The 16940-nt window shown below is 71.3% G+C and carries 19 protein-coding genes; 9 read left to right on the plus strand and 10 right to left on the minus strand.

Translation table 11 applies throughout. The features are described 5' to 3' along the window. Positions 1 to 15 precede the first annotated feature (15 nt). The 4 genes from A5678_RS20215 to A5678_RS20230 form a co-directional block, all read right to left on the minus strand. Positions 16 to 465: a hypothetical protein gene (locus A5678_RS20215; RefSeq protein ID WP_068045785.1), complete on the minus strand. Its 450-nt coding sequence runs from the start codon at positions 463 to 465 to the stop codon at positions 16 to 18. 218 nt (positions 466 to 683) lie between these two features. Continuing rightward, complete coding sequence (locus A5678_RS20220) at positions 684 to 1517, minus strand: exodeoxyribonuclease III (RefSeq protein WP_068045788.1); 834 nt, start codon at positions 1515 to 1517, stop codon at positions 684 to 686. A gap of 2 nt (positions 1518 to 1519) precedes the next feature. Then, positions 1520 to 2311, minus strand: coding sequence for a GCN5 family acetyltransferase (locus tag A5678_RS20225; RefSeq protein ID WP_068045790.1), 792 nt, complete (start codon positions 2309 to 2311; stop codon positions 1520 to 1522). Beyond that, positions 2311 to 2904: a peptide deformylase gene (locus A5678_RS20230; protein WP_068045794.1), complete on the minus strand. Its 594-nt coding sequence runs from the start codon at positions 2902 to 2904 to the stop codon at positions 2311 to 2313. Before A5678_RS20230 ends, A5678_RS20225 begins: the two co-directional genes overlap by 1 nt. Positions 2905 to 3107: 203 nt before the next feature. Between A5678_RS20230 and A5678_RS20235 the strand changes: the two genes are divergently transcribed. The 7 genes from A5678_RS20235 to A5678_RS20265 are packed head-to-tail and all read left to right on the plus strand — an operon-like array spanning position 3108 to position 8262. Further along, entirely contained in the window at positions 3108 to 3416 is a 309-nt protein-coding gene (locus A5678_RS20235) for a DUF3263 domain-containing protein (protein WP_007167558.1), read from the plus strand. Positions 3417 to 3434: 18 nt separating this feature from the next. Further along, a complete protein-coding gene (locus tag A5678_RS20240) occupies positions 3435 to 3908 on the plus strand; it encodes a LytR C-terminal domain-containing protein (protein WP_068045797.1) in 474 nt (157 codons plus the stop codon). A gap of 28 nt (positions 3909 to 3936) precedes the next feature. After that, entirely contained in the window at positions 3937 to 4656 is a 720-nt protein-coding gene (locus A5678_RS20245; RefSeq protein WP_068045800.1) for a superoxide dismutase family protein, read from the plus strand. Continuing rightward, positions 4646 to 5788, plus strand: coding sequence for a glutamate--cysteine ligase (locus A5678_RS20250; protein ID WP_068045803.1), 1143 nt, complete (start codon positions 4646 to 4648; stop codon positions 5786 to 5788). The genes A5678_RS20245 and A5678_RS20250 overlap by 11 nt, the downstream gene beginning before the upstream one ends. Further along, positions 5788 to 6414, plus strand: a complete 627-nt coding sequence (locus tag A5678_RS20255) for an LON peptidase substrate-binding domain-containing protein (protein ID WP_068045807.1) — start codon at positions 5788 to 5790, stop codon at positions 6412 to 6414. Before A5678_RS20250 ends, A5678_RS20255 begins: the two co-directional genes overlap by 1 nt. 16 nt (positions 6415 to 6430) lie before the next feature. Beyond that, complete coding sequence (locus A5678_RS20260) at positions 6431 to 7453, plus strand: TIGR03617 family F420-dependent LLM class oxidoreductase (RefSeq protein ID WP_068045810.1); 1023 nt, start codon at positions 6431 to 6433, stop codon at positions 7451 to 7453. Beyond that, complete coding sequence (locus A5678_RS20265; protein ID WP_068045814.1) at positions 7450 to 8262, plus strand: enoyl-CoA hydratase/isomerase family protein; 813 nt, start codon at positions 7450 to 7452, stop codon at positions 8260 to 8262. Before A5678_RS20260 ends, A5678_RS20265 begins: the two co-directional genes overlap by 4 nt. Here the strand turns inward: A5678_RS20265 and A5678_RS20270 are convergent. Continuing rightward, positions 8243 to 9157: an SDR family NAD(P)-dependent oxidoreductase gene (locus A5678_RS20270; protein ID WP_068045817.1), complete on the minus strand. Its 915-nt coding sequence runs from the start codon at positions 9155 to 9157 to the stop codon at positions 8243 to 8245. The genes A5678_RS20265 and A5678_RS20270 overlap by 20 nt on opposite strands. Further along, positions 9154 to 9939 carry a DUF2867 domain-containing protein gene (locus A5678_RS20275; RefSeq protein ID WP_068045820.1) on the minus strand — a complete coding sequence of 262 codons (786 nt, stop codon included), beginning with the start codon at positions 9937 to 9939 and terminating at the stop codon, positions 9154 to 9156. Before A5678_RS20275 ends, A5678_RS20270 begins: the two co-directional genes overlap by 4 nt. Positions 9940 to 9960: 21 nt before the next feature. On the opposite strand from A5678_RS20275, the gene A5678_RS20280 reads away from it, so the two are divergent. After that, the gene (locus tag A5678_RS20280) at positions 9961 to 10569 is read left to right on the plus strand and encodes a TetR/AcrR family transcriptional regulator (protein WP_068045822.1); all 609 of its coding nucleotides are present in this window, start codon (positions 9961 to 9963) and stop codon (positions 10567 to 10569) included. Here A5678_RS20280 and A5678_RS20285 read toward each other — a convergent pair. The 3 genes from A5678_RS20285 to A5678_RS20295 are packed head-to-tail and all read right to left on the minus strand — an operon-like array spanning position 10543 to position 14308. Further along, complete coding sequence (locus tag A5678_RS20285) at positions 10543 to 12729, minus strand: AAA family ATPase (RefSeq protein ID WP_068045824.1); 2187 nt, start codon at positions 12727 to 12729, stop codon at positions 10543 to 10545. The genes A5678_RS20280 and A5678_RS20285 overlap by 27 nt on opposite strands. Next, entirely contained in the window at positions 12726 to 13589 is an 864-nt protein-coding gene (gene pssA / locus A5678_RS20290; RefSeq protein ID WP_068045827.1) for a CDP-diacylglycerol--serine O-phosphatidyltransferase, read from the minus strand. The genes A5678_RS20285 and pssA overlap by 4 nt, the downstream gene beginning before the upstream one ends. Further along, positions 13586 to 14308: a phosphatidylserine decarboxylase gene (locus tag A5678_RS20295; RefSeq protein ID WP_068045829.1), complete on the minus strand. Its 723-nt coding sequence runs from the start codon at positions 14306 to 14308 to the stop codon at positions 13586 to 13588. Before A5678_RS20295 ends, pssA begins: the two co-directional genes overlap by 4 nt. A 65-nt stretch (positions 14309 to 14373) precedes the next feature. Between A5678_RS20295 and A5678_RS20300 the strand changes: the two genes are divergently transcribed. Beyond that, complete coding sequence (locus A5678_RS20300; protein WP_068045831.1) at positions 14374 to 15573, plus strand: MFS transporter; 1200 nt, start codon at positions 14374 to 14376, stop codon at positions 15571 to 15573. Between the two features lie 53 nt (positions 15574 to 15626). Here A5678_RS20300 and glp read toward each other — a convergent pair whose 3' ends face one another. Next, a complete protein-coding gene (gene glp / locus A5678_RS20305; protein ID WP_068045835.1) occupies positions 15627 to 16832 on the minus strand; it encodes a gephyrin-like molybdotransferase Glp in 1206 nt (401 codons plus the stop codon). Positions 16833 to 16940 lie beyond the last annotated feature (108 nt).

Genomic DNA, 16940 nt, shown 5'->3' on the forward strand with positions numbered 1-16940 from the left:
TTTCGAACAGTGCCGTTAGTTGGTGCTACGCAACTGGGCGCTGCCCGCCCGGCGCCCGGCGGCCTTCTTGGCCGTCGACTTGCCGGCCGACTTCTGCGGCGCGGCCTTCTGCGGCGCGGCCTTCTGCGGCGCCGGCTCCACCGGTACCGCCTTGAGGCTCGCCTTGGCCGGTTCTTGTTTGCGGCTCAGCCGTTGCAGCAACAGCGCGCTGCCGCCGACCGCCAGCAGTACCGGCCACTCGACCAGACCCGCGACGCCAAGCGCACCGAAGGCCACCGCCGCCGCCGGCGCCGAGTGGCTGCCGCTGCTCATTCCCTTTTTGACGCCCTCAGCGGCTCCGGTGACGCCGCCGATGACTCCGTTGACCGCCGCGCCACCCACAGCGCCGGCGGCCGCGGTCGTCGTGGTCGCCACGCGACTCACCGCCTGACCCACGCCTCGGACCGCTCCGCCGATGACACTCATGCTGACTCCCTGGCTTCTATGCCCTTGCCGCGAACCCGCGTCACCAGCGAGGCAGGCACACCCGCTGAACGCTGCGTTAACAGCAAAACAACACCGTTCGTTGCTTCTAACAAAATCAAAGCCTGCCACCTTGCCAACGCGCAGACAACGAGCAGCCGCATTTAATTTGCCTGAGCTTAACCCGGTTGTGAGCATGGCGCGAACGCAGTAAACGCGATTTAGCCTCGCCTTACGTCGATCTGCACCGGAGCGTGATCGCTGGCGGCCTTCCCCTTGCGTTCCTCGCGGACGATCTGCGCGTCCGTCACCCTGCGGGCAAGTTCCGGCGAGGCGAGGATGAAATCGATGCGCATGCCTTGCCGTTTGGGGAACCGCAGCTGGGTGTAGTCCCAATAGGTGTATACGCCCGGGCCGGGCGCGAAAGGCCTTACCACGTCCGCGAATTGCGCGTCGACGATGGCGCCGAACGCGCGGCGCTCCGGCTCGGAGACGTGGGTGGCGCCGGCGTAGAAATCGGTGCTCCAGACGTCGTCATCGGTGGGCGCGATGTTCCAGTCGCCGGCCAGCGCGATCTGCGCGCTGGGATCGTCTCGCAACCAGCCGGCCGCCGTATCACGCAGCGCCGCAAGCCATTCCAGCTTGTAGGTGTAGTGCGGGTCGCCCAGCGCGCGGCCGTTGGGCACATACAGGCTCCAGACCCGGATGCCGCCGCAGGTGGCGGCCAGCGCGCGGGCTTCGGCCGTCGCGGCCACCTCCGGCTTGCTGCTCCAGGTCGGCTGCCCGTCGAAGCCGATCTGCACGTCATCGAGGCCCACCCGCGAGGCGATTGCCACGCCGTTCCACTGGTTGAAGCCGACATGGGCCACCTCGTAGCCGAGTTCGAAAAACGGCAGGGTCGGAAACTGGCTGTCGGAACACTTGGTTTCCTGCATCGCCAGTACGTCGACGTCGGCGCGGGCCAGCCAGTCGAGGACGCGGGGCAGGCGGCTGCGAATGGAATTCACGTTCCAGGTGGCCAGCCGGAGCACACCGTCAACGGCGCCGTCGGGCATGGCTAGACGGTATCCCAGGCGGGCGAGCGGGCCGGAAAGTAGTGGCGGCGATGGTGCGCCCGGAAACCCAGCGCGTCGGCGAGCGCCATGAAACCGGCACCCGAACCGGTGTCGGGGACGACCAGATAGGCGCGGGTGGCCCCGCGCGCCGCGGCCCAGGCCAGCAGCGCCTCGCACGCGGCGGGGGCCGCCGGGTCGTCGGCGGAATGCGTCGGCGACAGCCCCACCCACCGGCCGCCGTCGGGCGCGTCGGTCACGGTCGCCCGCGCGAGCGCCAGCTCGCCGTCGGTTGCCGGTTCGACCGGGGCCGATGCGGAGACGTCGCGCACCAGAACGCGTTCGGTGTGTTCGGCGCTCAGCCCCGGCGGCAGCGCCAACAAGCGATCGGGAATCGCCAGACGCGGCGCCAGTCCGCGGCGCTCATACCAGGCCGCGATCGCCGCAATGGTACCCGGTCGAGCCGAAACATCAAGCGGCATAGCGTAATCGACCCCGTCGCCGGCGCGCAGCAGCCAGCCCTCGAGCCAGGCCCGTTCGCTGCCGGGCGACGCCGCAGCGGCCGCGTGCTCGAGCGCCCGGATCTGCCAGGTGCGTACCGGCGCGTCGGTCAGCACCCGCAGCGCGACCACGTCGTCGGCCGCCACCTCGACGACCGCGCCGGTCTTGGTCCGAACCCGCACCACCGGCCCGACCGCCAGCAGGTGTCCCACCGCATCGGTCAGCGGGGGGACCGAGCCTTTCGCGCGCCGGTAGCGAAGCGTCACCCGCGTGCCCAGGTCCGGCCACGAGAACATCAGTGGCCGAAGGGGTCCGGCCCTTCACCGGGTAGCCACGACAGCCCGGGCACACCCCAGCCGTGCGACTTGACCGCGCGTTTGGCACTACGGGCGTGGCGACCGATCAGCCGGTCCAGGTACAGAAAGCCGTCCAGGTGACCGGTCTCGTGCTGCAGCATGCGCGCGAACAGGCCGGTGCCCTCGATGTCGACCGGCTTACCGTCGGCATCCAGACCGGTGACTCGCGCCCAGGTGGCGCGGCCGGTGGGAAACGACTCGCCCGGGACCGAGAGGCAACCCTCGTCGTCGTTGTCCGGATCCGGCATGGTCTCCGGCACCTCGGAGGTCTCCAGCACCGGGTTGACGACCACACCGCGGCGACGGTCTGTCCGCCCGCGGTCGTCGGCGCAGTCGTAGACGAAGACCCGCAACCCGACGCCGATCTGGTTGGCGGCCAGGCCGACTCCGTGCGCGGCGTCCATGGTGTCGTACATGTCGGCGATCAGCTGCGGCAAGTCCGCCGGTAGCGACCCGTCGGCGCCGACGGGGACCGGCTGCGTCGGGGTGTGCAACACCGGATCCCCGACGATCCGGATCGGTACGACTGCCATGGTCGGCTAAGCTACCGCACGCGCGTGCGCGTCGAAGCCGGCCATGTTCTGCTCGGGCAATCTGAGCCAATCGGCCGACTCGCGGGTCTGGATGACGGCTTGAGGGTTTGCGCCGTGGTTGAATATTCGCCGAAACACGCCCTCAGGTAAGTCAAGTCATCAGAGCAGCCGAGAATTCGCCGGAAGGGTCCAGGGGAAGCTATATGGACAGCGCCATGGCGCGGGCAAATCGATCGGGGGACGATGCTGAGATCGCAGATGGCCTCACCCGCCGCGAACACGACATCCTCGCCTTCGAACGTCAGTGGTGGAAATTCGCGGGCGTAAAAGAAGAAGCAATCAAAGAACTGTTCTCGATGTCGGCGACGCGCTACTACCAGGTGCTCAACGCGCTCGTCGATCGGCCGGAGGCGCTGGCCGCCGACCCGATGCTGGTGAAGCGGTTGCGGCGGCTGCGTGCCAGCCGGCAGAAGGCGCGGGCGGCGCGGCGCCTCGGGTTCGAGGTGACCTGACTCGCTACAGTGGGCTCGATGAAAGAGCGAGTCCCCGACTCCACGGGGCTTCCCCTACGGGCGATGGTGATGGTGCTGTTGTTCCTGGGGGTCATTTTCCTGCTGCTCGGCTGGCAGGCGCTGGGGTCGTCCGGCAGCTCCGACGAGGACTCGTCGGCGGCGGTCTCCACGTCGACCACCGCCAGCTCGGCCACGCCGACGAGCACTAAGCCCGCGGCCGGCCGGTCCGAGGTGCAGGTGTACAACATCTCGGCCAAAGAGGGCGTCGCCGCCCACACCAAGGACCAGCTCACGGCCGCCGGTTTCAACGTCACCAAGGTCGACAACCTGTCCGTGCCCGACGTGTCGGCCACCACGGTGTACTACACCGACGCCGACGACGAGCACGCGACCGCCGACGCGGTGGGCAAGGCCCTGGGCGCGCCGGTCGAACCCCGCATCCCCGCACTGACCGGCCAACCGCCCGGGGTCATCGTCCTCGTTACGGGCTGACGACCGCTGAAGCGGTTAGGCTTCCGCTATGCCTCAGCTCGCTGGTCACCGCACTGCCGCCGTCACCATGTCCGCGCTTTCCGCAGCCACTTCCGTCGCCCTGCTGGGGGCGTGCTCGTCGCCCCAGCACGCCTCGTCCTCGCTGGGCACCACGCCGGCGGTCTGGACCGGATCGCCGGCACCGTCGGGAACCGGTGCCCCGGAGGGCGGGCCCGTCGCCGCGCCGCAGGAAAAGAACATCACCACCCACCTGAGGGCGCCCGACGGCACCGAGGTCGCGACCGCGACCTTCCAGTTCAACAGCGGCTACGCCACCGTCACCATCGCGACGAAGGCCGACGGGGTGCTGACGCCCGGCTTCCATGGGGTACACATCCACAAGGTCGGCAAATGTGAGCCCAACTCCGTCGCCCCGACCGGTGGCGCGCCCGGCGATTTCCTGTCCGCCGGCGGGCACTTCCAAGTGCCCGGGCACGCCGCCCACCCCGCCAGCGGTGACCTGACCTCGCTGCAGGTGCGCAAGGACGGGTCCGGAATGATGGTGACGACCACGGACGCCTTCGCCATGGAAGACCTGCTTACCGGCGAGAAGACCGCGATCATCATCCACGCTGGCGCCGACAACTTCGCCAACATCCCGCCGGAGCGTTACAGCCAGACCAACGGAACGCCGGGTCCCGACCAGATGACGATGACCACCGGTGACGCCGGCAAGCGGGTCGCGTGCGGTGTGATCGGTGCCGGCTAACAGGGCCCTCAAAAGGGCCGAGTCGCGCATAGATTTCGCCCGTTCACCGAGGCCGACCCTCGGCGTGGAGTGGGAGTTCGCGCTCGTCGACGCGCAGACCCGCGACCTGAGTAACGAGGCGACGGCGGTGATCGCCGAGATCGGCGAAAACCCGCGCGTGCACAAGGAGTTGCTGCGCAACACCGTCGAGGTCGTCAGCGGGGTCTGCCATTCCACGTCAGAGGCCATGGACGATCTGCGGCAGACCCTGGGCCCCGCGCACCGGATCGTCCGCGACCGGGGAATGGAGCTCTTCTGCGCCGGCGCACACCCGTTCGCGCAGTGGTCGACGCAGAAGCTCACCGACGCACCCCGGTATGCCGAACTGATCAAGCGCACCCAGTGGTGGGGGCGCCAGATGCTGATCTGGGGCGTGCACGTGCACGTCGGAATCTCCTCGGCGCACAAGGTGATGCCGATCATGACGTCGCTGCTGAAGTACTACCCGCACCTGCTGGCGCTGTCGGCATCCTCGCCCTGGTGGACCGGCGTGGACACCGGGTACGCCAGCAACCGCGCGATGATGTTCCAGCAGTTGCCCACCGCCGGCCTGCCGTTCCAATTCCAGACCTGGGCGGAGTTCGAAGGGTTCGTCTACGACCAGAAGAAGACCGGCATCATCGATCATGTCGACGAAGTCCGTTGGGACATCAGGCCTTCGCCGCACTTGGGCACCCTCGAGGTGCGGGTGTGTGACGGCGTGTCCAACCTGCGGGAGCTGAGCGCGCTGGTGGCGTTGACGCATTGCCTGGTGGTCGACCTGGACCGCCGGCTGGAAGCCGACGAGACCCTGCCGACCATGCCGCCGTGGCACAACCAGGAGAACAAGTGGCGCGCCGCCCGCTACGGGCTGGACGCGATCATCATCCAGGATGCCGACAGCAACGAGCGGCTGGTCACCGAGGATCTCGACGAGGTGCTGAATCGGCTTGAGCCCGTTGCCAAGTCGTTGAACTGCGTCGACGAGCTGGCCGCGGTGGCCGAGATTCCCAGGCGGGGCGCCTCGTACCAGCGGCAGCGCCGGGTGGCCGAGGAACACGACGGCGACCTGCGGGCCGTCGTCGACGCGCTGGTGGGCGAGCTGGAGATCTGATGGAGCTGGCGATGTTCCCGCTGGAGTCGGCCCTGCTGCCCGGCCAGGACCTGCCATTGCGGATCTTCGAGCCGCGCTACGGCGCGCTGGTCCGGCACTGCCTCGACTCCGGCGACCCGTTCGGCGTGGTGTTGATCTCGCGGGGCCGCGAGGTCGGCGGCGGCGACGCGCGTTGCGATGTCGGCGTGTTGTCCCGGATCACCGAATGCGTCGAGCACGGGGCGGGCCGCTACTCCATGCACTGCCGGACCGGTGAACGGATCCGGGTGTCCGAATGGCTGCCCGACGATCCCTATCCGCGGGCGACGGTGACGCTGTGGCCCGACGAGCCCGGGGACCCGGTCACCCCGGCCCAGCTGCTGGAGGTCGAGGACCGGGTGATGGCCCTGTTCGAGCGGATCGCCGACGCGCGCGGCGTGGCGCTGCCGGAGCGCGCGGCCCTCCTGGGCCCCGACACGGCCGGCGATCCCGGACAACGCCTGTACGCGTTGGCGGCTCGCATCCCCATCGGCACGGCCGACCGGTACACGGTGCTGTCGGCGCCGTCCGCAGCCGAGCGGCTGGCCGCGCTCCGCGAGGCCGTGGCCGCGGTTGCCGAGGTGGTGGAATTCCAGCTTTCCGAATAGTGCGACAGGGGAATACATGAAGGTACACCTACAGGTCAACGGCTCACCGGTGGAGGCGGCGGCGAGCGCCGCCGACCTCGCCGCGACGGGAGCCGACGGCCTGTTCACCTTCGAGGGCCAGCACGACGTGTTCTTCCCGCTGATCATCGCCGCCGGCGCGACCGACCTGGACCTGATGACCAACGTGGCGATCGCCCCGCCGCGCAGCCCCCTGCACCTGGCGCACGCCGCCTACGACTTGCAGCTCTACAGCGGCGGCCGGTTCCGGCTCGGCCTGGGCTCACAGGTGAAGGCCCACATCGAAAAGCGTTATGGCAGCAAATGGGAGCGGCCGGCGGCGCGGATGGCCGAAACCATCGCCGCGATCAAGGCGATCTTCTCGGCCTGGGAAGGCCAGTGCCGCCTGGACTTTCGCGGCGAGTTCTTTACGCACACCATCATGGCGCCCAACTTCAACCCCGGGCCCAACCCGTTCGGGCCGCCGCCGGTGCTGCTGGGTGCCCTGGGTCCGGTGATGACGCGCACCGCCGCCGAGGTGGCCGACGGGCTGCTGGTGATGCCGTTCAACAGCGCCCGGCACTTCGCCGAACGCACCGTCCCCGCGGTCGCCGACGGGCTGCGCCGGGCTGGCCGATCGGCCGACGGGTTCCAGATCGTCGCCCAGGCCATGGTCGCCGTCGGCCGCGACGAGGCCGCCCTGGCCGCCGCGATCGACGGTGTGGCGGCGCTCATTTCGTTCTACGGCTCGACTCCGGCCTATTTGCCCGTGCTCGAGGCCGAGGGGTGGGCCGACGTCCAGCCCGAGCTCAACGCGCTGTCCAAGCAGGGCCGCTTCGCCGACATGCGCCGCCTGGTCGGCGACGAGGTGGTGGCCCGGATCGGCGTCGTCGGCACCCCCGAGGAATGCGCGGAGCAGATCGGCGCCAGGTTCTCCGAGCACGCCACCGAGGTGTGCTGCTACTTCCCGGGCTACACGCCGCGCGCCGCGGACATCGCCGACCTGATCGGCGCCCTGCACCGCGCCCCGGCCCTGCGATGAGCCCCGATCTGACGGTCGACGTCGACGCGGGCGTGGCGGTGCTCACGCTCAATCGGCCCGAGCAGCTCAATGCCTACACCGCCGAGATGGGCGCGCTGCTGAGCCGGGCGTACGCCGAGTGCGACGGTGACGACGACGTCCGGGCCATCGTCGTGACCGGGGCGGGCCGCGCCTTCTGCGCGGGCGCCGACTTCTCCGGCGCCGCAAGCCCATTCGACACGCCGGCCGGGGAGTTCTCGGCGTCACCGATCAGCCCGGCAGCGTTCGAGTTGCGCAAGCCGGTGATCGCCGCCCTCAACGGCCACGCGATCGGCATCGGCCTGACCATCGCCTTGCAGGCCGACCTGCGCGTGGTCGCCGAGGACGCGAAATACGGTGTGGTGCAGGTCCGCCGGGGGGTGATCCCCGATTGCATGTCGCACTGGACGCTGGCGCGGCTGACCACCCTGGGCGTGGCCGCGGACATCCTGCTCACCGGGCGAACCTTCGGCGGGGCCGAGGCTGTGGCGCTCGGCATCGCGAACCGGGCCCTGCCCGCCGGCCGGGTGCTCGACCACGCGGTGGAGCTGGCCCGCGACATCGCTGTCAACGTGGCGCCGATGTCGGCGGCGCTGTGCAAGCGGCTGCTGTGGGACACCGCGATGAACAACTACACCCCGCGGCAGGTCGCCGCGCTGGAAACCCAGCTGCATCAACGGGTCATGGGCACCGCCGACGCCCGCGAGGGGGTGGCCGCCTTCCTCGAGCGCCGGCCGCCGTCCTTTACGTCGCGGCTGTCCCGCGAGTGGACTACGCCGCCGGAGCCGTGAGCTCCTCGGAAAGCTCCCACCACCGGGCCGCGCGCCGCTCGTCGCGAGCGTAGGGCGCCACCGCCTCGCTGACCCGGCAGTCTTCGAGATACAGGCCGCCCCGGCCGGCCAGCTCCGGGCTGACCGCCGCCCACACCTGGGTGGCCGCGCCGCGGTCGGGCGTGGTGACGTCGAGCCGCTCGCCCGTCGGTTTGCGCAGCCGCGAGAAGTCCGCCCGGGACATGTGCCGGGCGAGCGCGGTGGCAACGGTGCCGGGATGGACGGCGTAGGCGCGGATTCCCGTGTCGCGCAAGCGGCGATCGGCTTCCACGGCGTGCAGGATGTTCGCCGTTTTCGACGCGCCGTAGGCGACGAACTTGTCGTAGTCCCGCCGCTCCCAGTTGGGATCGTCGAGGTCGACGTCACCCAAGACGTGGCCCGCCGACGACAGGTTGACGATCCGGGCCTGACCATGAACCCGGGCGGCCGCGGCGAGTTGCGGGACGAGGAGCCGGGTGAGTTCGAAGTGCCCGAAATGGTTTGTGCCGATCTGCATCTCGAATCCATCGCGCGTCCTGCCGAACGGCGTGAACATCACGCCGGCGTTGTTCATCAGCACGTCGATGGCCGGGGCCAGTTCTCCGATTGCGGCCGTCGCCGCCGCGACGCCGGCCAGCGTCGTGAGGTCGAGCTCGACGGCCGAGGTTCGCGCGCCGGGCACTTCGGCCGCGATCCACTGGGCCGCCTGCGCCAGCGCCGCTGGGTTGCGGGCGGCCAGGACGACGTGGGCGCCGGCGGCGGCCAGCGCGCGGGCCGACTCGCGCCCCAACCCGGAGGACGCGCCGGTGATCACACAGACCTTGCCGGACAGGTCGATTCCGCCGACGACGCCCAGCGCGGTCGCAGGCTCGGTCATGCCGGTATACGCTGCCACACCGCCGCGCGCTTCATCAGCCGCGGCGCCACCGCCCGGTGCAGCGGGCCGACGAAGGCCCACACCGTTCGGGCGGTGGCCTTGTGGCGGTACTGCACGCGGGTGGTGAGGCTGGCGCGCCGATCGTCCTCGCGTCGCAGCGTCAGCTCGCCGTGCATGAGCGGCCCGCGCGCCCTGAGCACGAGCTCGTCGTGATCCGAACGCACGATCGTCCAGCCGATGATGTGGTCCGGCGACGAAATCGGCCCGAGGTCAAACCTCAGGACGTGGCGGTGGATCCACAAGACGACGCCCCCGCCCGAGCCACGCCCCACCGCGTCGCGGAACGTTTCCTCGGCCGTGCGTGAGTCGCCTTGGGGGAGCGGCACTTCGAAGACGTCGGTGTAGTCGGCTTGCTCGGCGGCCCGGGCGATCCGGTTCAGTGTCCACCGGACGGCGACGCGGTGCCCGCCGGTGCCGATGACGAGCGCCCGGTAGACCTTGCCGTGCAGGCCCGGGAAGGCCGCCCAGGTCGCCGAGCGCACGCGGGTGCGGCCCGCCGCCGCGTCTGCCAGCTCGAACACCCACTGGTACACCGCGAAGGGGTGCCGGCCCTTCAGCGCGAACCGGGCCGGCGGCCGCGCCTCGTCCAGAACGAAGCCGATCGGCACGGTGGAGGGGTAGCCCGGGTCCCGGCACATCACGCGCAACAGCGCCGACCAGGTGTCCGCGCGCCCCGCGTCCACGGTTATGGCATGCTCATCGATATAGGGTAATCGTTCCATATAGAAGGACCATACTAGATCGTGGCACCTCCGCGGAAGCATGAAACCGATGTGATCCTCGACGCCGCCCGGGCGCTTGTGCTCGACGGCGGACCGCGCGCGGCCAGCGTCGCCGCCATCGCCAAGACCAGTGGCGCGCCCGCGGGCACCCTCTATCACCGGTTCGGCAACCGCGACGGCATCCTGACGGCGGCGTGGCTGCGCGCGCTGGAGCGGTTCCAGGCCAGGGCGCTGGCCGCCGGCGGCGAAACCCCGGCGGCTGACGCCCTGGAAACGGCGATAGCGACGGCCGTGGCCGCCGTCAGCTTCGCGCGCGAGTTGCCCGACGACGCCCGGCTGTTGTTGACGATCCGGCCCGGCGACCTGCTCGACGAGGAGCCCGACGCGCAGTTCCAGCGGACGCTGGCCGCGATGAACGCCCCGCTGACCGAGCGGATCGCCGGGTTGGCCCGGCAGCTGTATGGGAACGCCAGGCCGCGGTCGGTCGACGCCGTCGCGCGGGCGGTCGCGGACCTGCCCTATGCGGTGGTCCGGCGCCACGCCCGCGACGACCCGATGCCCAACTGGCTGGAAGGCGACGTCGCTGCGTCGGCGCGGGCCGTGCTACGGAGCTTTGGCGAACGCCCGTAGCGCCTCCACCTGCGCGGGATCCAGTGAGGGCCGCACGATTCGGCACGCGGCCGCGATGTCGGCGGCCGTCACGTCCGTGGCGTCGATGGATCGCCGCATCGCGGTCAGCGCCGCCTCCCGCAGCAGCGCCACGCAGTCGGCGGCGCTGTAGCCGTCGAGCCCGGCGGCCACCTCGTCGAGGTCGACGTCGTCGCTCAGCGGGACGGATTTGCCCGCGGTGTGCAGGATTTCGCGGCGGGCGGCGGCGTCGGGCGGTTCGACGAACACCCGCCGCTCCAGCCGGCCCGGGCGCAGCAACGCCGGGTCGATCAGGTCGGGCCGGTTGGTGGCGCCCAGCACGACGACGTCGCGCAGGGGATTGACGCCGTCGAGCTCGGTAAGCAGCGCGGCCACCACCCGATCGGTAACGCCCGAGTCGAAGCTCTGCCCGCGCCGGGGCGCCAGCGCGTCGATCTCGTCGAGGAACACCAGGGACGGGGCCGAGTCGCGGGCGCGCCGAAACAGTTCGCGCACCGCCTTTTCCGAGCTGCCCACCCACTTGTCCATCAACTCGGACCCCTTCACGGCGTGCACCGACAGCTGCCCGGTGCTGGCCAGCGCGCGCACGACGAAGGTCTTGCCGCAGCCGGGCGGCCCGTACAGCAGCACCCCGCGGGGCGGTTCGACACCCAGCCGGGCGAAGGTGTCGGGGTGCTGCAGCGGCCACAACACGGCCTCGGTCAGCGCTTGACGGGCCTCGGCCATGTCGCCGACGTCGTCGAGGGTGATGTTGCCGACGGTCACTTCCTCGCTGGCCGAACGGGATAGCGGCCTGATGACGGTCAGCGCGCCGACGAGGTCGTCCTGGTTCAGCTCGGGTGGCCGGCCGTCGATGCTGGCGCGCGAGGCCGCGCGCAGCGCCGCCTCGCGTAGCAGCGCGGCCAGGTCGGCGACCACGAAACCCGGTGTGCGCGCGGCGATCTCGTTGAGATCCAGGTCGACGGCGGGCACCGCTTTCAGCAGCGATTCCAGCAGCGCCTTGCGGGTGCCGGCGTCGGGCAGCGGCAGGCTCAGCTCCCGGTCGCACAGGTCCGGCGCGCGCAGCCGGGCATCGAGCTGGTCGGGCCGCGCGGACGTGGCGATCAGCGCGACGCCCTCGGTCGCCACGGCGGTGCGCAGCTCGCCCAGAATCAGGGCGGCCACCGGCTCGGGGGTGGCCGGCAGCAGGGCGTCGACATCGGTGATCAGCAGGACGCCACCGCCGTCGCGGACGGCCTGCACGGCCGCGCTCACGGTCTTGAGCCGGTCTTCCGGCGTCAGCGCGCCCACCTCCGGGCCGTCCACTTTCACCAGCCTGCGGCCGTCGCACACCGCGCGCACCAGCGTCACCTTGCCGACGCCGGCGGGACCCGACACCAGCACGCCGAGGTTGGCGCCGGCGCCCAGCGTCTTGAGCAGGTGCGGTTCGTCGAGTGCGAGCTTGAGCCATTCGGCGAGCTTGGCGGCCTGCGGCTGCGATCCCTTGAGCTCCTCGACTACCGTCTCCGGGCTGGCGACGTCGACGAAGTCCTGCGACGTGGCCCCGGATGGCACGCCTGACCCAACGGCGGAGCCCCAGGTGACCAGCGAGTTGGGCTGCACGCTGACCGGTCCCACGGGGTCGACGCCGGTGACCGTCAACAGCTCCGAGGTCCAGCTGATGCCCACCGACGCGGCCAGCGCGCGGGTGGCGGCGGACGTCGAGGTGCCCGGGCCCAGGTCGCGGGGCAGCAGCGACACGGCGTCGCCGACGGTCAGCACCTTGCCGAGCAGGGCCTGCCGCAACGTGACCGGCGAAATCGACTGGCTGGCCAGCGACGAGCCGGACAGCGTCACCGAGCGGGCGCCGTAGACCGTGACCGCGCCGACGATCACCGGGGTGCCCTCGCGCAGCCCGGCGTTGGACAACGTCACGTCGTCCAGCAGCACCGTCCCGACCGGGGTGTCCGGCCCGGCGAGGGCCGCCACGGCCGCCGTGGTCCGCGAGCCCGTCAGCGCCACCGCGTCCCACTCGCGAATGCCGAGCGCGGCAACGGCGCTCGGATGCAACCGGATGACGCCGCGGCGCGAGTCGACGGCGGAGGTGTTCAACCGCGCGGTGAGCGTGAGCTGACGGGCCGCTTCCTCGCCCGGCCGGCTCATGGCAGGCGCCCACCCGGTTTGCGCAGCCCCAGACGCGCCATCGACCGGCGGTTCGGTTGCGCCCGGCGGATCGCGCGCCGCGCGGCGCGGCGCTGCTTGGGCTCGTCGGCCCAGGCCTCGGGGTGCGCGGCCAGCCAGCGCTGGTTGCGGACCGCGAACGGGACGTGGCACAGGTAGGCGATGATGATGACCCAGATCAGGACGTAGGGCGCCAGCACCGCCGCGGCCGCGCAGATCGCCAGCAGCGCCAGCAGCGGCGCGGCCCAGCTGGGCGGCACCGCCGCGGCGTGCATCTTGCGCATCGGGATCTTGCTGATCATCAACATCGACGTCCCGGTGATCCAGATGCACAGGAACGTCGTCGAGGTCCACCAGCCCTCGCCGAACTGCAGCTTGAGCCCGATCAGCCCGATCATCGACACCGCGCCCGCCGGCGCCGGCATGCCGACGAAGAACTCGTGCGTGTAGGCGGGCTGACTGCCGTCCGCCTGCAGCGCGTTGTACCGGGCCAGCCGCAACACGACGCACACCGCGTAGAGCAGGATCACCACCCAACCGGCCGGCGACTTGCCCAGCAGCGTCACGTAGAGCACGATCGCAGGCGTCACGCCGAAGTTCACCGCGTCGGCCAGCGAGTCGATTTCCTCGCCCATGCGTGACTGGGCGTCCAGGATGCGGGCCACCCGGCCGTCCAGCCCGTCCAGAATGGCCGCGGCGGCGATCAACGCCATCGCGGCCTTGGGCTGGTGCTCGAGCGCGAACCGGATCGAGGTCAGCCCCGCGCAGATCGACAACACGGTCATCGCGCTCGGCAGGATCTGCAGGTTGACCGACGGCCTGCCGCGCGGCTTGCTGATCATGACAGCTCGGCCAGCACGGTTTCGCCGGCGATGGCGCGCTGGCCCACTTGGACCAGCGGCTCGGCGCCCGGCGGAAGGTAGGTGTCGAGCCGGGAGCCGAACCGGATCAGCCCGTAGGTGTCGCCGATCGTCAGCTTGTCCCCGACGCGCGCATCACAGATGATGCGCCGCGCCAACAGTCCGGCGACCTGCACCGCCACCACCTCCGCGCCGGTGGCCGTCCGGATCCGCAGGCTGGTGCGCTCGTTCTCGGTGCTGGCCGCGGCCAGGTCCGCCGACCCGAAACGGCCGGGCCGGTGCTGCACGGCGATCACCTCGCCGCTCACCGGGGCGCGCTGCACGTGGGCGTCCAGCAGCGACAGGAAGATGCTGACCCGCGGTAACGGCCCGTCGCCCATGCCGAGTTCGGCGGGCGGGGCGGCGGAGTCGATCACGCACACCTCGCCGTCGGCGGGCGCGACGATCGCGCCCGGCCGGGTCGGCGGCACCCGCGGTGGGTGGCGGAAGAACCCCGCGCAGGCGCCCGCCGCCAGCAGGCCGGCCCGGCGGATCCACCGGTGCTTGCGGCCGACCAGAGCCACCGCCAGCCCGCCGGCGATGAACGGGCGGCCGGCCGGGTGCACCGGCGGAATGGCCGAGCGCACCAACTCCAACGCGTGCTGCGGGCTGAACGTCGGATCCTCGGCGGTGGGGCCGATAGGGCGGGGGCGTCGTGCCACGCGGCCATCTTACGAAAGGCGCGGGCGGTTGGTTCCCGCCCGCAGGGGGAACGCACAGCTTCGACATGCATCCGAATGACGATGGGGCGCCGCGGCTGCGCCGGGCGAAGATCGCCGTCACCGCCGTGTTCGTCGCCCACGCCGTGGGGTTCTCCTCGTGGGCCGCCCACATCCCGGCCGTCAAGGCCGGGCTCGGCCTGTCCGACGCGGCGCTGGGGACGGCGCTGTTCGGGGCGCCGCTGGGTTCGGTCGTGGCCACGCTGGGCAGCCACTGGTTGCTGCCGCGCTGGGGCAGCCACCGGCTGATTCCGGTGACGGCAACGGGCTACGCCATCGCGGGGACGACGGTGGGGCTGGCCCGGTCCGGCGCGTGGCTGTTTGCGGCCCTGGCGTTGTGGGGGATGTTCCAGGGCGCGCTGGACGTCGCGATGAACACCCAAGCCGGCACGGTCGAGCGCCTGGCGCGGGCGCCGATCATGGCCCGCTTCCACGGCATGTGGAGCCTCGGCGCGTTGCTGGGCGCGCTTATCGGCGCGGCGTGCGTGAGCGCGCGCGTCGGGCTGACGCCGCAGCTGGCGGCGGTGGGGCTCGTCGTCCTGGCCGTCGTCGCGGCGCTGACACGTGGGCTGATTCGGGACCCGGCGGCCGCGGAGCCGCCGCACGAGCGGTCCAAGCGGGCCTGGCTGACGCCGACGGTGGCGATCCTTGCGGCGGTGGCCTTCGTGTCGTTCCTGTGCGAGGGCGCCGCCACCGACTGGTCGGCCAATTACCTGCGCAACGTCGTCGGCGCCGGTCCGGGGATCGCCGCGTTGAGCTATGCGGCCTACACGCTGACGATGGTCGTCACCCGGCTGGGCGCGATACGCCTGCACGCGCGGGTCTCGGCCCGCCGGTTGCTACCGGCGCTCGCGGTGTTCGCCGCGGCGGGCATGGGCGTGACGCTGGCGACCGCCAATCCCGTTGCCAGCGTTGCCGGTTTCGCCTGCTTGGGGGTCGGCGTGGCGCTGCTGGTGCCCACCGCGTTCAGCGCCGCCTACGGCGCGGGCGGCGCGGGCTCGGCGATCGCCCTCGTCGCCGCGACGGGCTGGCTGGGCTACCTGTTGGGGCCGCCCCTGATCGGCCACCTGTCCGACCGGGGCGGACTGTCCGCGGCGCTGGTGACGATCCCGGTTCTGATGACGGTGATCGCCGTCGCGATTCGCTGCGCCACGGCCTTCGACCGGGCCGACGAATTCCATCGGCAGGTGCCCACCCCCGCGGCTTAACCCAGATTGCCCGCCTCCTCAGCACCCCCTTGCGCGGGCTGCATCGTCGTCGGCTAGGCCAAGTCCCAGACCTGCAGCTCGGTCCCCTCGGACACCTCCACGACGTCCTCGGGGATGTCCAGCAGCGCGTTCGCCGACGCCAGCCACCGCAGATGGTGCGAGGCGGGCGGGCCGTAACTGGTGACGGTGCCGGCGTCGCGGTCCAGCACCGCGCGGCGGAACTGCCGCTTGCCCCGCGGCGAGGTCAACGACTCCGTCAGCACGGCGGCCCGGTGCGGGCGCTGCGGGTCGGGCAGGCCCATGGCGTTGCGCAGCGCGGGCCGGATGAACACCTCGAAGGACACCAGGGCGCTGACCGGGTTGCCGGGCAGGGTGACGATCGTCGCTCCGGCCACCCGGCCGATGCCCTGCGGCATGCCCGGCTGCATCGCCACCTTGACGAACTCGACGCCCTGGTCGCCTGCGCGGCCGAAGGCGTCCTTGACCACCTCGTAGGCGCCGGCGCTGACCCCGCCGCTGGTGATGATCAGGTCGGCGTCCGCGGCGTACCGGTCGAGGAGCGAACTGAACTGCGCGACATCGTCTTCCGCGGTCACCACGGCGACCACCTCGGCGCCCGCGTCGCGAACGGCGCCGGCCAGCATGATCGAGTTGGACTCGTAGATCTGCCCCGGCCGCAGCGGGCTGCCCGGCGCCACCAGCTCCGACCCGGTCGATATCACCAGCACCCGTTGGCGCGGGAGCACCGGCAGCTCGGCCATTCCCAGCGCCGCCGCCAGGCCGAGCACGGCCGGCGTCACCACCTGGCCGCGCCGCAGGACGGTGGTGCCGGGGGCGACGTCCTCACCCGCGCGCCGGATGTGCCTGCCGGGCTCGCGCGGCGCGCGGATCGACACGACATCCGCGCCGCCGTCGGTGTCTTCGACCGGCACGACGGCCGTCGCCCCGGCCGGCAGCGGCGCGCCGGTCATGATGCGGTGCGCGGTGTTCGGTTGCAGCGTCAGCTCGTCGGTGCGCCCGGCGGGAATGTCCTCGGCGACTTCGAGCACCACCGGGTTCTCGGGCGCCGCCCCGGAGATGTCCTCCGCGCGCACCGCGTATCCGTCCATCGCGGAGTTGTCGAAGACCGGCAGCGCCAGCCGCGCGACCACGTCGTCGGCCAGGACCAGCCCTTGCGCCTCGGCCAGCGTGGCGGTGACCGCCGGGCGGGGACGGATCAATTCGGCTACGACGCGCTGATGTTCTTCGACCGACCGCACCCGGCCATTATCGGCCCGTCAGATTCCGAAGCTGACCCCGGTGAGTTGTTCGGACACGGACCAGAGCCGACGCCAAAGATACTTATCCGGTTCCCGGGGCCGTCGACG

The sequence above is a fragment of the Mycobacterium sp. E2733 genome, assembly GCF_001667585.1.
Lineage (GTDB): Bacteria > Actinomycetota > Actinomycetes > Mycobacteriales > Mycobacteriaceae > Mycobacterium.

What these genes read in the sequence shown, in the direction of transcription:
- A5678_RS20260 (WP_068045810.1), top strand. Translation starts at nt 6,431, where the DNA reads ATGAAGGTACACCTACAGGTCAACGGCTCACCGGTGGAGGCGGCGGCG.
- A5678_RS20300 (WP_068045831.1), top strand. Translation starts at nt 14,374, where the DNA reads ATGCATCCGAATGACGATGGGGCGCCGCGGCTGCGCCGGGCGAAGATC.
- A5678_RS20285 (WP_068045824.1), bottom strand. Translation starts at nt 12,729, where the DNA reads ATGAGCCGGCCGGGCGAGGAAGCGGCCCGTCAGCTCACGCTCACCGCG.
- A5678_RS20230 (WP_068045794.1), bottom strand. Translation starts at nt 2,904, where the DNA reads ATGGCAGTCGTACCGATCCGGATCGTCGGGGATCCGGTGTTGCACACC.
- A5678_RS20220 (WP_068045788.1), bottom strand. Translation starts at nt 1,517, where the DNA reads ATGCCCGACGGCGCCGTTGACGGTGTGCTCCGGCTGGCCACCTGGAAC.
- A5678_RS20235 (WP_007167558.1), top strand. Translation starts at nt 3,108, where the DNA reads ATGGACAGCGCCATGGCGCGGGCAAATCGATCGGGGGACGATGCTGAG.
- A5678_RS20275 (WP_068045820.1), bottom strand. Translation starts at nt 9,939, where the DNA reads ATGGAACGATTACCCTATATCGATGAGCATGCCATAACCGTGGACGCG.
- A5678_RS20270 (WP_068045817.1), bottom strand. Translation starts at nt 9,157, where the DNA reads ATGACCGAGCCTGCGACCGCGCTGGGCGTCGTCGGCGGAATCGACCTG.
- A5678_RS20245 (WP_068045800.1), top strand. Translation starts at nt 3,937, where the DNA reads ATGCCTCAGCTCGCTGGTCACCGCACTGCCGCCGTCACCATGTCCGCG.
- pssA (WP_068045827.1), bottom strand. Translation starts at nt 13,589, where the DNA reads ATGATCAGCAAGCCGCGCGGCAGGCCGTCGGTCAACCTGCAGATCCTG.
- A5678_RS20225 (WP_068045790.1), bottom strand. Translation starts at nt 2,311, where the DNA reads ATGTTCTCGTGGCCGGACCTGGGCACGCGGGTGACGCTTCGCTACCGG.
- A5678_RS20255 (WP_068045807.1), top strand. Translation starts at nt 5,788, where the DNA reads ATGGAGCTGGCGATGTTCCCGCTGGAGTCGGCCCTGCTGCCCGGCCAG.
- A5678_RS20215 (WP_068045785.1), bottom strand. Translation starts at nt 465, where the DNA reads ATGAGTGTCATCGGCGGAGCGGTCCGAGGCGTGGGTCAGGCGGTGAGT.
- A5678_RS20240 (WP_068045797.1), top strand. Translation starts at nt 3,435, where the DNA reads ATGAAAGAGCGAGTCCCCGACTCCACGGGGCTTCCCCTACGGGCGATG.
- A5678_RS20265 (WP_068045814.1), top strand. Translation starts at nt 7,450, where the DNA reads ATGAGCCCCGATCTGACGGTCGACGTCGACGCGGGCGTGGCGGTGCTC.